Source organism: Baekduia sp. (genome assembly GCF_035685985.1).
Taxonomy (GTDB): Bacteria; Actinomycetota; Thermoleophilia; order Solirubrobacterales; family Solirubrobacteraceae; genus Baekduia.
On record NZ_DASRZV010000030.1, the window covers coordinates 41,157 to 53,812 of the forward strand.

Annotated in this window: 12 protein-coding genes; 9 read left to right on the top strand and 3 right to left on the bottom strand. The window is 74.8% G+C overall.

Features of this window, described 5'->3' with window-relative positions; genetic code table 11:
• Positions 1-34 precede the first annotated feature (34 nt).
• From VFG42_RS20490 to holA, 3 genes are read left to right on the top strand one after another with little or no spacing between them, the layout of a single operon-like run.
• Positions 35-664 carry a helix-hairpin-helix domain-containing protein gene (locus VFG42_RS20490; protein WP_324910657.1) on the top strand — a complete coding sequence of 210 codons (630 nt, stop codon included), beginning with the start codon at positions 35-37 and terminating at the stop codon, positions 662-664.
• Complete coding sequence (locus VFG42_RS20495; RefSeq protein ID WP_324910658.1) at positions 661-2,976, top strand: ComEC/Rec2 family competence protein; 2,316 nt, start codon at positions 661-663, stop codon at positions 2,974-2,976. Before VFG42_RS20490 ends, VFG42_RS20495 begins: the two co-directional genes overlap by 4 nt.
• Before the next feature lie 34 nt (positions 2,977-3,010).
• On the top strand, positions 3,011-3,988 hold the full coding sequence (gene holA, locus VFG42_RS20500; protein ID WP_324910660.1) for a DNA polymerase III subunit delta: 978 nt from the start codon (positions 3,011-3,013) through the stop codon (positions 3,986-3,988).
• Positions 3,989-4,152: 164 nt separating this feature from the next.
• On the opposite strand, the gene rpsT is transcribed toward holA, so the two are convergent.
• The gene (rpsT, locus tag VFG42_RS20505; RefSeq protein ID WP_324910661.1) at positions 4,153-4,422 is read right to left on the bottom strand and encodes a 30S ribosomal protein S20; all 270 of its coding nucleotides are present in this window, start codon (positions 4,420-4,422) and stop codon (positions 4,153-4,155) included.
• Between the two features lie 85 nt (positions 4,423-4,507).
• Between rpsT and murJ the strand changes: the two genes are divergently transcribed.
• The 3 genes from murJ to VFG42_RS20520 all read left to right on the top strand — a co-directional run bounded on the left by murJ (position 4,508) and on the right by VFG42_RS20520 (position 8,809).
• Positions 4,508-6,106 (top strand): murein biosynthesis integral membrane protein MurJ, encoded by a 1,599-nt coding sequence (gene murJ, locus VFG42_RS20510; protein ID WP_324910662.1) that lies wholly within the window; start codon positions 4,508-4,510, stop codon positions 6,104-6,106.
• Positions 6,107-6,187: 81 nt separating this feature from the next.
• A complete protein-coding gene (gene lepA / locus VFG42_RS20515; RefSeq protein ID WP_324910663.1) occupies positions 6,188-8,014 on the top strand; it encodes a translation elongation factor 4 in 1,827 nt (608 codons plus the stop codon).
• Positions 8,015-8,017: 3 nt separating this feature from the next.
• Positions 8,018-8,809 (top strand): SDR family NAD(P)-dependent oxidoreductase, encoded by a 792-nt coding sequence (locus VFG42_RS20520; RefSeq protein WP_324910664.1) that lies wholly within the window; start codon positions 8,018-8,020, stop codon positions 8,807-8,809.
• Here the strand turns inward: VFG42_RS20520 and VFG42_RS20525 are convergent.
• Positions 8,806-9,429, bottom strand: a complete 624-nt coding sequence (locus tag VFG42_RS20525) for a hypothetical protein (RefSeq protein WP_324910665.1) — start codon at positions 9,427-9,429, stop codon at positions 8,806-8,808. The genes VFG42_RS20520 and VFG42_RS20525 overlap by 4 nt on opposite strands.
• A 13-nt stretch (positions 9,430-9,442) precedes the next feature.
• Positions 9,443-10,864 (bottom strand): PLP-dependent aminotransferase family protein, encoded by a 1,422-nt coding sequence (locus tag VFG42_RS20530; protein WP_324910666.1) that lies wholly within the window; start codon positions 10,862-10,864, stop codon positions 9,443-9,445.
• Here VFG42_RS20530 and VFG42_RS20535 point away from each other — a divergent pair.
• Genes VFG42_RS20535 through VFG42_RS20545 form a run of 3 tightly spaced genes read left to right on the top strand, consistent with a single transcriptional unit; the run spans position 10,863 to position 12,645 of the window.
• On the top strand, positions 10,863-11,804 hold the full coding sequence (locus VFG42_RS20535; RefSeq protein WP_324910667.1) for a DMT family transporter: 942 nt from the start codon (positions 10,863-10,865) through the stop codon (positions 11,802-11,804). The two genes, VFG42_RS20530 and VFG42_RS20535, sit on opposite strands and share 2 nt — an antisense overlap.
• Positions 11,801-12,250 (top strand): MaoC family dehydratase N-terminal domain-containing protein, encoded by a 450-nt coding sequence (locus VFG42_RS20540; RefSeq protein WP_324910668.1) that lies wholly within the window; start codon positions 11,801-11,803, stop codon positions 12,248-12,250. The genes VFG42_RS20535 and VFG42_RS20540 overlap by 4 nt, the downstream gene beginning before the upstream one ends.
• Complete coding sequence (locus tag VFG42_RS20545; protein WP_324910669.1) at positions 12,247-12,645, top strand: MaoC/PaaZ C-terminal domain-containing protein; 399 nt, start codon at positions 12,247-12,249, stop codon at positions 12,643-12,645. The genes VFG42_RS20540 and VFG42_RS20545 overlap by 4 nt, the downstream gene beginning before the upstream one ends.
• Positions 12,646-12,656 lie beyond the last annotated feature (11 nt).

Below are 12,656 nucleotides of genomic sequence, written 5' to 3' on the forward strand. Positions count from 1 at the left end.
TGATTTGATGTAGTTGTAGGTCTACGGTGGGCCGATGCCTGCCGTGGACCTGCGTCGCCCCGAGCTGCTCGCCTACGCCGCGTGCGCGGTGTTGGTGGTGGTCTTGGGATGGCGGGTGCTGCGCTCCGACGAGCACGGCGCGGCGACGGTGGCGCCGGCGGCCTCGGCGAGCGCGCGGACGGGCTCGGTCTCCGTCAGCGCGGCGCCCGCGGCGGAGCGGCGCGCGACCGTCCACGTCGTCGGCGCCGTCCACGACCCCGGCGTCTACCGGCTGGGCGACGGCGCCCGCGTCCAGGACGCGATCGCCCGCGCCGGCGGCGCGACCGGCCGCGCCGACCTCCAGGCCATCAACCTGGCCGCGAAGGTCGCCGACGGCCAGCAGGTGGTGGTGCCCCGGCGCGGCGCGCCGGGCGGCGCGGCGGCCGCGGCGGCCGTCGGCGCGGGCGCCGGCGCCGCCGCCACGGGCTCCTCGGCGCCCATCAGCCTCAACTCGGCGACCGCCGAGCAGCTCGACACCCTCGACGGCGTCGGCCCCTCGACGGCCCAGAAGATCCTCGACTACCGCGCCGCACACGGCGGCTTCTCCTCCGTCGACGACCTCGCCCAGATCCCCGGGATCGGGCCCAAGAAGCTGGAGTCCCTGCGCAAGCAGGTGACGGTATGAGCGCGCCGCCGCCGCGGCGGCGCCTCCCGCCTCGCACCGCCGCCACCGCCGCCGCGCTGCGCGCCCGCGCCGCCGACAGCGCCCGCGCGGCCCTCCACGCCGCCCACGGCCACCCGCGCCACGTCGTCCTCGCGCTCGCCGTCGCCGGCCTGCTGCTCGGGCCGCGCGTGCCCGCGTCGGTCGTCGCGGCGGGCGCGCTCGCCGTCGCCGCCGCCGTCGCCGCGCTCCCGCTCGTGCGGCGGCCGGTGGCCGCGCTCGGGCTCGCGGTCACGCTGCTCGCCGCCGCGTGGGCGGGCGGCGCCCGGACCGCCGCGCTCGACGCCACGCGCCTGCCCATCGGCGACCAGGTCCACGAACGGGCCACGGTCCTCGCGCCGCCGCGCTCCGACGCCTTCGGCGGCCACCGCTTCGCGGCGCGGCTGCGCGGCGAGCCGGTGCTGGTGCGCGTCCCGGCCTGGCTGCGGGACGCGCCGCCGCCGCGCGTCGGCGACGTCGTCGCGCTCGACGGCACGCTGCGCGAGCCCGATCGGGGCGCGCGCGCCGTCCACGCGCACGCGACGCTGCGCGCGACCGCGCTGCGGGCGACCGGACGCCGGCGCGGGGGAGCCCTCGGCGTCGTCGACGGCGTCCGCCGCCGCGCCGAGCGCGCGCTGGCCGGGCACCTGCCGCCGAACGAGGCCGCGCTCCTGCGCGGGATGGTCCTCGGCGACGACTCGGAACTGCCCGACGACGTCGCCGACGCGTTCACCGCCGTCGGCCTGAGCCACCTCATGGCGGCCAGCGGCCAGAACGTCGCGCTGCTCGCCGCGCTCGTCCTGGCGCTGAGCATCGCGGTCGGCGCGGGCGTGCGCGCCCGGTGGCCGGCGACGTCGGCGCTGATCGCGCTCTACGTCCCGCTGGCCGGCGGCGGCGCGTCGATCCAGCGCGCCGGCCTCATGGGCGCGGCGACGATCGCCGCCGCGCTCGCCGGGCGGCCCGCGTCGCGCTGGCACGCGCTGCTGCTGGCGGCCGTCGCGACGCTCGCCCTGGACCCGCGCGCCTCCGGCGACGCGGGCTGGCAGCTGAGCTTCGCCGCGGTCGTCGGCATCGCGGTGCTCGCCGTGCCGATCCGCCGCCGGCTGCCGCGGCGCCTGCCTGCCGCCGCCGCCGAGGCCGTCGCGGTCACGCTCGCCGCGACGCTCGCGACCGCGCCGCTGGTCGCCCTGCACTTCGGCCGGCTCGCGCCGATCACGGTGCCCGCCAACGTGCTCGCCGCGCCCGCCGTGGCGCCGATCATGTGGCTCGGCTTCGCCGCGGCCGCGCTCGGCCAGCTCACGCCCGCGCTCGCCGCGCCGCTGGTCGCGCTGACCGGGCCGCCGCTGGGCTACCTCGTCGGCGTCGCGCGGACGTCCGCGAACCTGCCCGACCCGCCGCTCGTCGCGCTCGCGGCGCTCGCCGTTGCCGCTCTCGCCGCGCGTCGGCGCCGCACCCGGCCCGCCGCCGCGCTCGCCCTCGCGCTGGCGGTCGCCGCGCTCGCCGTCCACCGCCACGCCACGGCCCTCGCGCCGCCGCCGCCGCCCGGGACGCTCCGCGTCACCGCGCTCGACGTCGGCCAGGGCGACGCCACGCTCCTGCAGGCCGACGGCCACGCGGTCCTCGTCGATGCCGGCCCGCCCGGGACCACGCTCGTCGCCCAGCTCCGGACCGCCGGCGTCCGCCACCTCGACGCGCTCGTCCTGACCCACCCACAGCTCGACCACGACGGCGACGCGCCCGCCGTCCTGCGCGCGTTCCCGACCGACCTCCTCCTCGACGGCCGCGACGGCGACCGCTCGCCGACCTCCCGCGCCATCGACGCGCCCGCCCACGCCACCCGCATCGTCCCCGCCCAGCAGGGCCAGGCCCTCCACGCCGGCCCGCTCACGCTCTCCGTCCTCTGGCCGCCCGCGCGCGACCCGGCGGCCGCCGCCGCCGACGCCACCGACCCCAACGACCGCGCGATCGTCGCCCTCGCCACCGCCTTCAACACATCCATCCTGCTCACCGCCGACGCCGAGTCCCCGATCCTCCAGCCGCTCGACCTCCCACCCGTCGACGTCCTGAAGGTCTCCCACCACGGCAGCGCCGATCCCGGCCTACCTCAACTCCTCCAACAGCTCCAGCCCCACCTCGCCCTCATCGAGGTCGGCGCCCACAACACCTACGGCCACCCAGCCCCCTCGACCCTCGCCGCCCTCCACGCCGCCGCCATCCCGACCAAGCGCACCGACCGCGACGGCACGATCCGGATCGATCTCACCGGGCCGCCGGCACCCGCGACGCCCCCGCGCTGACCGCGACCGCCCGCGCGCCTACACTCCCGAGCCGATGGCCAGCTGGAAGCCCGCGTACCTCATCCACGGCGACGACCACGGACGGATCGGCGAGCGGCGGGCGAGCCTGCGCGCCCGCGCGGAGGCCGAGAGCGGCGTCGGTGGCCTGGAGATCCTGGAGGGCGACGCGGCCACGCCGGAGAACGTCGGCCTGGCGCTGAGCGCGATGACGTTCGCGATCGGCCGCCGGTTCGTGGTCGTCGACGGCGTCGAGCGGTGGAAGCAGGCCGACGTCGACGCGCACGTCGTACCGGCGCTGGCCGGGCTGCCGCCGGACACGACCGTCGCGTTCTTCGCCCGCGAGGACGGCCGCGCGAAGATCCCGGCCTCGCTGTCCAAGGCGGTCAAGAAGGCGGGCGGCGACGTCGTCGAGCAGGCGACGGTCAAGGCCCGCGAGCTGCCGAAGTGGGCGCTCGGCGAGGCCCAGCGGCTCGGGCTCGACATGGACGTGTCCGCCGCCCAGGCGCTGGTCGCGCAGGTCGGCGAGCGCCAGCAGCGGATCCTGCGCGAGCTGGAGAAGCTCGCGCTCGAGCACGGCCCGGGCACCAAGCTGACCGCCGAGGACATCACCGACGCGGCCGCCGACTCCGCCGAGATCCAGGTCTGGGGCCTGGTCGACGCGCTCGTCGCGCGCGACCGCCGCACGGTCTTCAAGGCCTTCCTGGAGCTGCGCGAGCAGGGCGAGGCCGTCGGCCGCCTGATCCCGCTCATGGCCCGCCGCCTGCGCGAGGTCCTGGCGATCGCCGACCGCCTGGAGGCCGGCGAGTCCCCGGCCCAGGTCAAGTCCTCCACCAAGGGCTCGCCCTGGGCGCTGGACCGCCGCATCAAGGAAGCCCGCACCACCGACCCCGACGCCCTGCGCCGCGCCATCGAGACCCTCGCCGACCTCGAGCTGCAGACCCGCGGCATCGGCGAGCTGAGCGACGACACCGCGGCCATCCGCGCCCTCGGCCGCATGGCCGCGGCCGGCTAGACGACGCCACAACGCGAAAAGGCCCCCGGTTCTCGGGGGCCAATGAGGGCGACAGCCCTTCGGCTGAGGCCCGGATCGTCGTGGCTGGCGGTCACCGGCGAGCGCCAGGCGGGCGGCCGCCCGTCAAGCTCCGTCGGGGGCCGCCAGGCGCGGCGAGGCGGCCCTCAGGCGGAGGGCTGGCCCGCGCGGACGCGGGCGGCGCGGGCCTTCTTGCGGGCGCCCGTGTTGCGATGCAGGGCGCCGCGCTTGACGGCCTTGTCGATCGTCTTCACGAGCGCGAGGTGCTCCGCGTCGGCGGCGGAGTCATCGCCGGCGGCAGCCGCGGTCTCGAGGCGACGGAAGTAGGTCTTGATGGTGGAGGTGTAGCGCCGGTTCTCCAGGCGCTCACGCTCAGCGCGGAGGATGCGCTTCTTCTGCGAGTCGATGTTGGCCATGTGCGACGGAGGATTCTAGCGAGGTTGTGACGTCGACGGTCGTGCGGGTACGTCAGCCGCTGTCGTCCCTAGAGTCATGCGTCCCGTGACGAGCGCTGCACCCCCACGTCCCGCGGCCCCGCCGCGACGCTCATTCGCGCGCAACACGGCGATCTTCTCGGTCCTCACGGGCCTCAGCCGCATCGCCGGGCTGATGCGCGAGGTGCTCGCCAGCTCCTACTTCGGGCTGAGCCCCGCGTTCTCCGCGTTCACGATCGCGTTCTACATCCCGAACGTGGTTCGAAGCCTCTTCGCCGACTCCGCGCTGTCGGCCGCGTTCGTCCCGGTCTTCACCGAGCTGCTGGAGCACGACCGCAAGCGCGAGGCCTTCAAGCTCGCCTCGACGCTCTTCCTGGTGATGCTCGCCGCGCTCGGCGCGATCTGCGCGCTGTTCATCCTCAGCGCCGGCTTCATCGTCCCGCTCTTCACCGGCGACCAGTTCAGCCACGCGACCGACCAGCTGGCGATCGGGCTCAGCCGCGTGATGTTCCCGATCGTCCTCGTCCTCGGCCTCAACGGCCTGATCGTCGGGATCCTCCAGGCCTACGACCACTTCACGATCCCGGCGCTCAGCCCGCTGGTCTGGAACGTCGTGATCATGGCCTTCCTGATCCTGGCGCGGCCGCTGTTCTCCAACGACCTGTACGCCTACGCGGTCGGCATCCTGGTCGGGACCGGCGTCCAGTTCCTGATGGCCCTGCCGGTGCTCAAGACCGTCGGCTTCCACTTCGCGTGGTCGTTCGACTGGCGCGACCCACGCGTCAAGCGGGTCTTCCTGCTGATGCTGCCCGTGACGCTCGGGCTCGGCCTCATCAACTTCAACGTCTTCGCCAACGGGATCCTCGGCTCGTACGTCTCGACCGAGGCGCCGCGCGCGATCGACGCCGCGTTCCGCATCTACATGCTCCCGCAGGGCATGTTCAGCGTCGCGATCGCGACGGTCCTCTTCCCGCAGCTCTCGCGCCTGGCCGCGCGCCGCGACCTCGACGGCCTGCGCGGCAGCGTCGACCACGGCCTGCGGCTGATCTTCCTGATGCTGCTGCCGGCCACCGCCGCGACGCTCGTGCTCAGCGAGCCGATCACGCGCCTGGTCTTCCAGCGCGGCGCGTTCACCGCGTCCGACACCGCCCTCGTCGCGACCGCGCTGTTCTGGTTCTCGTTCAGCCTGCCCTTCAGCGGCGTGAACCTCCTGCTCACGCGCACGTTCTTCAGCCTCCAGCGGCCGTGGATGGTCACCTACCTCAGCGTCGGCAACCTGGTGGTCAACGTCGGCGTCTCGATCGTCTTCGTCGCGCTGGGCTTCGGCGTCGGCGGCATCGTCGCGGGGACCGCGATCGCCGACATCGCGATGGCCGCCGCCCAGCTGCACGTGCTGCGCGGCGAGCTGCACGGCGGCCTGGACCTGCGTGCCGGCGGCGAGATCATCCTCGGGATGCTGATCGCCTCGGTCTGGTTCGGCATCACCGCCTACCTGGCCTGGCTGGGGCTCGACTGGCTCTTCGGCCGGGACCTGATCGGCCAGGTCATCTCGGTCGGCGGCGGCCTGGCCGTCGGCCTGTACACCTACGTGAAGATGACGCTGGCGATGCGCCTGCCGGAAGCGCGGCAGCTCGAGGCCATCGTGCGACGGCGGCTGTCGCGCTGACGGCGGTTTCGCCGCCCGGGCAGGACCGCGGGCGAACGGCGAGCCGCCGGGTGCGGCGTTCGCCCTATCCTGGGCGGCCGCTTGTCCGACCAGAGCCTCATCCGCAACTTCTCGATCATCGCCCACATCGACCACGGCAAGTCGACGCTGGCCGACCGCATCCTCGAGATGACCAAGACGGTCTCCGAGCGCGACATGCGCGACCAGCTGCTCGACTCGATGGACCTGGAGCGCGAGCGCGGGATCACGATCAAGTCCCAGGCCGTGCGCGTCTACTTCGACTCGCGCGACGGCCAGACCTACCAGTTCCACCTCATCGACACGCCCGGCCACGTCGACTTCACCTACGAGGTCAGCCGCAGCCTCGCGGCGTGCGAGGGCGCGCTGCTGGTGGTCGACGCGTCGCAGGGCGTCGAGGCCCAGACCGTCGCCAACACCTACCTGGCGGTCGACGCGGGCCTGGAGCTGATCCCGTGCCTGAACAAGATCGACCTGCCCGGCGCCGAGCCCGAGCGCGTCGCCGGCGAGGTCAGCGAGCTGATCGGCGAGGACCCGGACTCGATCCTGATCATCTCCGGCAAGACCGGCGAGGGCGTCACCGAGGTCCTGGAGCAGCTGGTCGAGAAGGTCCCGCCGCCCACCGGCGACCCCGAGGCGCCCGCCCGCGCGCTGATCTTCGACTCGGAGTTCGACCAGTACCGCGGCGTCGTCGCCTACATCCGCGTCGTCGACGGCGTCTTCAAGAAGGGCGAGGCGATCCGCGCGATGGCCGCGGGCACCGAGGCCGACATCGACGACATCGGGTTCTTCACGCCCCGCATGACGCCCGCCGCCCAGCTCGGCCCGGGCGAGGTGGGGTACTTGATCACCGGCATCAAGGACGTCACCAAGCTGCGCGTCGGCGACACGCTGACGACCAAGCGCGACGGCGCGAGCGAGCCGCTGCCCGGCTACCGCGACGTCAAGCCGATGGTCTTCTGCGGGCTGTTCCCGATCAACAACGACGACTACCCGGACTTCCGCGACGCCCTGGAGAAGTTGTCCTTGAACGACGCGGCGCTGACGTGGGAGCCCGAGACCTCCGACGCGCTCGGCTTCGGCTTCCGCTGCGGCTTCCTGGGCCTGCTCCACATGGACATCGTGCGCGAGCGCCTGGAGCGCGAGTACGACCTCGAGCTGATGGCGACGATGCCGTCGGTGTCGTTCGAGCTGACGATGACCGACGGCTCGATCGTCGAGGTCCACAACCCGTCCGACATGCCCGACCCGGCGAAGATCGCCGAGATCCGCGAGCCCTACATCAAGGCCTCCATCCTGCTCCCCAAGGAGTACGTCGGGGTGACGATGGAGCTGTGCCAGGAGCGCCGCGGCGAGCACGCGGGCATGCACTACCTGAGCGCCGACCGCGTCCAGCTGTACTACGACCTGCCGCTCGGCGAGGTCGTCCTGGACTTCTTCGACCAGCTCAAGTCGCGCACGCGCGGCTACGCGTCGCTGGACTACGAGCAGATCGGGCTGCGGCCGTCGAAGCTCGCCAAGCTCGACGTGCTGCTGGCCGGCGACGTCGTCGACGCGCTGTCGATGGTCGTGCACCGCGACAAGGCCTACGACGTGGGCCGCGCGCTGACCGAGAAGCTGCGCGCGAAGATCCCGCGCCAGCAGTTCGACGTGCCGATCCAGGCCGCGATCGGCTCGGCGATCATCGCCCGCGAGACCGTCAAGGCCTACCGCAAGGACGTCACCGCCAAGTGCTACGGCGGCGACATCTCCCGCAAGCGCAAGCTGCTGGAGCGCCAGAAGGAGGGCAAGAAGCGCATGAAGCAGGTCGGGCGCATCGAGGTCCCGCAGGAGGCGTTCCTGGCCGTGCTGGAGTTGGGCGACGACGCGTCGGGCGGCAAGGGGAAGTAGACCGTGGACCTCGGGCTCGACGGTCGCGTGGCGATCGTGACCGGCGCGAGCCGCGGGATCGGGCTGGCGGTCAGCCGCCGGCTGGTGGCCGAGGGCGCGCGGGTGCTGATGGTCGCGCGCGACGCGGAGCGGCTGGCGGAGGCCGCCGCTTCGGCGGGCGACGGCGAGGTCGCGTGGATCGCCGCCGACGTCACGGATCCCGCGTGCGTCGAGCGCATCGTCGCGACCGCCGTCGAGCAGCTCGGCGGCCTGGACATCTTGGTCAACAACGCGGGCACGTCGTCGCACGCGCCGCTGGACGAGCTGCCCGACGCGGAGTGGCTCTCCCAGCACGAGCTGAACGTGATGGCGCCGATGCGGCTGATGCGCCTCGCCGCGCCGCGGATGGCCGCCGCCGGCTGGGGCCGGATCGTCAACGTGTCGTCGTCGTCGGGCAAGCGGCCGGGGCAGTCCAACGTCGCCTACAGCGTCGCCAAGGCCGGGCAGCTGTCGCTCTCGCGCGCGTTCGCGGACGCCTACGCCTCGCGCGGCGTGCTGGTCAACGCGGTCGCCCCCGGACCGACGGCGAGCGAGCTGTGGATCGGCGAGGGTGGCCTGGCCGATCAGGCGGCCCGCGCCGCCGGGACGTCGCGCGAGGAGGCGCTGGCCGCCGCCGGCCGGAAGCTCCCGCGCGGACGCCTCGGCGCGCCGGAGGAGATCGCCGACGTGGTGGCCTTCCTCTGCAGCGAGCGCGCGGGCAACGTCGTGGGCGCCGCCTGGTCGGCCGACGGCGGCGCCGTGCAGGTCATCATCTAGTGTCGTTTGACCAGCACTTCCACCGGCCCGCCGGCGCCCAGGCGCGCGCCCTCGTCGCGGGCGTGCCGGGCCAGGCGCTCGGGCTCGGCGGCCGCGTACGGCGCGGCGGCGGCGAGCTTGGCCGCGAGGTGCTCCTCCGACGCCGGGACCGCGACGACCTCGCCCGCGCCCAGCGGCGCGCCCGGCGTGCGACGCAAGGCGTAGGGGAGGTCGAGCCAGCGCAGGCGCGGCAGCTCCAGCTCGTCAAGCGCGCGTTCGACGACAAGATGGTCGACGTGGCCGGTGAGGCCCAGCGGCGCGAGGATCAGGTCGGGCTCCAGGCGGCCGAGCGCGATCGCCATCACCGACGCGGCGACCTTCGGCGCGTCGTCGTCCTCTCGTAGACCATCATGTTGGCGGTCGGCGTCGTAGCCGCGCCGGGCCGCCGGGTCCAGCGCGAGGTGCACGACGCCCGCCAGGCCCAGCGCGCCGGCGGCGGCCGCGTCGTCGGGGTCGCCGTCCTGCGTGAACACCGACACGACGACGACCGGATGGCCCTCGGCCGCGTGGCGCGCGAGCGTGGCGCCGGCCGACTGGACGGCGTCGGCGAGCGTGGGGGCGACGGCGACGATCGTGGTCATCTCGCGGCGCAGGCTACGAGGCGGCGGCGACGGCGGCGAGCCGGCGGACGCCCTCGGCGAGGTCCGGCGCGGGCGCGCCGCCGAAGGTCAGGCGCAGGTGCGGGCCCGGGGGCTCGGCGGCGAACCACGGGCGGCCGGGGGAGACGAGGACGCCGGCGGCCGCGGCGCGGGCGGTCAGCGCGACGTCGTCGAGGCCGTCGGGCAGCCGGACCCAGAGGTGCAGGCCGCCGGCCGGGACGGTCGCGATCGTCCAGTCCGGCAGGTGCTCGCCGAGCGTGGCGACGAGCGCGTCGCGGCGCGGCGCCAGCGCGCCGCGCAGCGCCTTGAGGTGGCGGCGCCAGGCGGGCGAGGAGACCAGCTCCAGCGTCGCGTGCTGCAGCGGGCCCGCGACGAAGAAGTCGTCGATGATCCGCGCGGCGCGCAGGCGGGCGCCGGCCGCGCCGCGGGCCGAGACCGCCGCGATCCGCAGCGACGGCGCCACCGACTTCGTCAGCGACCGCAGGTGGACGACGTGCCCGTCGGGGTCCTCGGCGGCCAGCGGCGGCGGCGCGGGCGCGGGGTCGATCCGCAGGTCGCGCGCCCAGTCGTCCTCGATCAGGAACGCGCCCGCCGCGGCGACCGCTTCGAGCACGGCGGCGCGGCGCTCGGGCGCCAGCGACGCGCCCGTCGGGTTGGCGTGCAGCGGCTGGCAGTAGAAGACCCGGGCGCCGGTCAAGGCGAAGGCATCGGCCAGGAGGTCCGGCCGGACGCCGCGCTCGTCGGTGGGGACCGGGACCGCGCGCAGGCCCGCGGCGCGCAGCGCGGCGATCGCGCCGAGGTAGGTGGGGGACTCGACGAGCACGGGCTCGCCGGGCGCGGCCAGCGCGCGGAACGCGGTCGCCAGCGCGGGCTGGCCGCCGTTGCAGACGACGACGTCGTGGGCGCGCGTGTGCGCGCCCGCCTCGCGCGCGAACCAGCCGCGCAGCTCCTCGAGGCCCGCGACGGGCAGGCGACCCCAGGCCTCGGGACGCCGCGCGGCGCGCGCGGTGGCCGCGCCGAGGGCGGCCAGCGGCTGGAGATCGGGATGGACGTAGCCGCCGGTGAGCGGGATCGCGCCGTCGGCGGGCGCGGCGAGCAGCTGGTCCAGCGAGGCGGCGTCCAGCGGCGGCCGGTCGGCGAGCGCGACCTCCTGCCAGCCGAGGTCCGGGGCCTTGGCCGTCGCGGCGAGGGCCGCGGCGCCGCCGGGGCGCTCGGCGACGAACGTGCCGCGGCCGGGGCGGGGGACCACGAGGCCTTCGCCCGCCAGCCGGGCCAGCGCGCGCTGGACGGTGACCGGCGAGGCGCGGTGGCGCGCCATCAGCTCACGAACGGACGGCAGGCGGCTGCCCGGGGGGAGGGCACGGGCAGCCGTCCGCACGTCCTGGATAACACGGTGTTCTGTGTTACCGTCATTCATGAGAACTGAGAGTAACGTTACTACACCGGCGACGATAACGCCGGCGACGTCGCGGGGACGCGCGTCCGCGCTTCCGCCCGGCCTCGTCCTCGGCGCGCTCGGCGTCCTGGCCTTCTCGTTCTCGCTGCCCGCGACGCGGCTGGCCGTCGCCGGCCTCGACCCGTTGTTGGTGGCCTTCGGTCGCGCGGTCGTCGCGGGCGTGCCGGCGATCGGCGTCCTGGTCGCCACCCGCGCGCCGCGCCCGACCGCGCCCCAGCTGCGCGCGCTGGCGTTCGTCGCGCTGGGCGTCGTCGCCGGGTTCCCGGCCCTGACGTCGCTGGCGCTCCAGCACCTCCCGGCCTCGCACGGCGCGGTCGTCGTCGGAATGCTCCCGGCCGCCACCGCGGTCGCCGCGGTCCTGGTCGCCGGCGAGCGGCCGTCGCCCGCGTTCTGGGCGGCCTCGCTCGCGGGCCTGCTGGCGGTCGTCGGCTTCGCGCTGGCCCAGGGCGGCGGGACGCTGCGCCTCGCCGACCTCGAGCTGCTCGGCGCGATGGCGCTGTGCGCGATCGGCTACGCCCACGGCGGGCACCTGTCGCGCGACCTCGGCGGCGCTCGCACGATCTGCTGGGCCTTGGTCCTGAGCCTGCCGCTCACGACCGCGATCGCCGCCGCCGCGCTGGCGACCCACGGCGCGCACGCGAGCGCGACCGCCTGGCTCGGGTTCTCCTACGTGTCGCTGATCTCGATGTTCTTGGGGTTCTTCGCCTGGTACGCCGGGCTGGCCCGCGGCGGCGTCGCGAAGATCGGCCAGGTCCAGCTCGCCCAGCCGGTCCTGGGCCTGCTCTGGGCCGGGCTCGTCCTCGGCGAGCGGATCAAGGCCATCACGATCCTCGCGGCGCTCGCGGTCCTGGCCTGCGTGGTGGCCACGCAGCGCACGCGGGTAGCATCCCGCCCCGGATGACCCCGGACGCGGACGCCAAGCCGATCGGCAAGACCTATCCACCCACGCTCTACGCGGTCGGCCGCGAGAAGGTCAAGGAGTACGCGCGCGCCGTCGGCGAGACCGACCCGCTGCACCTCGACCACGAGGCCGCCCGCGCGGCGGGCTACGCGGACGTCGTCGCGCCGCCGATGTTCGCGGTCGTCTACTGCTCGCCCGCGATGGGCCCGGTGTACTTCGACCCCGAGCTGGGGATCGACTTCTCCCGCCTCGTCCACGGCGGGCAGGAGTTCAAGTGGGGGCCCTTGGTCGTCGCCGGCGACGAGATCACGACCACGGTCTCGGTCAAGTCGATCGAGCACCGCGCCGGCAACGGCTTCTTCGTCTTCGAGTCAGTGTCGGCCAACCAGCACGGACACACGGTGAGCGTCGGCACGTGGACCAACATCGTCCGGGAGACCGCATGACCGATCGGTCCTTCGAGCCCGGCCAGGAGCTTCCCGAGCTCAAGGTCACGCCCGATCGCTACCTGACCGTCCGCTACGCGGGCGCGTCCGGGGACTTCAACCCCATCCACATCGACGAGGACTTCGCCCAGCAGGTCGGCCTGCCCGGCCGGATCCTGCACGGGCTGTGGACGATGGCCCAGGTCGCTCGCGCCCAGACCGAGGCGGCCGGCGGGCCGCACGCGCTCAAGCGCCTCAGCGTCGGCTTCCGCGGCATGGGCGTCATGGAGCAGGAGGTCGTCGTGACCTCCAAGGTCCGCTCGGTCGACGAGGACGGGACCGTCCACGTCGACGCCGAGGCCGTGCAGTCCGGCACCGCGATCGTGCGCCGGGGAGACGCGGAACTCAAACCCTAGAATGGGGCGGG

Bases quoted from the DNA above. Each gene is read 5' to 3' on its own strand.
- VFG42_RS20490 (WP_324910657.1), top strand. From the start codon at position 35: ATGCCTGCCGTGGACCTGCGTCGCCCCGAGCTGCTCGCCTACGCCGCG.
- VFG42_RS20495 (WP_324910658.1), top strand. From the start codon at position 661: ATGAGCGCGCCGCCGCCGCGGCGGCGCCTCCCGCCTCGCACCGCCGCC.
- holA (WP_324910660.1), top strand. From the start codon at position 3,011: ATGGCCAGCTGGAAGCCCGCGTACCTCATCCACGGCGACGACCACGGA.
- rpsT (WP_324910661.1), bottom strand. From the start codon at position 4,422: ATGGCCAACATCGACTCGCAGAAGAAGCGCATCCTCCGCGCTGAGCGT.
- VFG42_RS20525 (WP_324910665.1), bottom strand. From the start codon at position 9,429: ATGACCACGATCGTCGCCGTCGCCCCCACGCTCGCCGACGCCGTCCAG.
- VFG42_RS20535 (WP_324910667.1), top strand. From the start codon at position 10,863: ATGAGAACTGAGAGTAACGTTACTACACCGGCGACGATAACGCCGGCG.
- VFG42_RS20530 (WP_324910666.1), bottom strand. From the start codon at position 10,864: ATGAATGACGGTAACACAGAACACCGTGTTATCCAGGACGTGCGGACG.
- VFG42_RS20540 (WP_324910668.1), top strand. From the start codon at position 11,801: ATGACCCCGGACGCGGACGCCAAGCCGATCGGCAAGACCTATCCACCC.
- VFG42_RS20545 (WP_324910669.1), top strand. From the start codon at position 12,247: ATGACCGATCGGTCCTTCGAGCCCGGCCAGGAGCTTCCCGAGCTCAAG.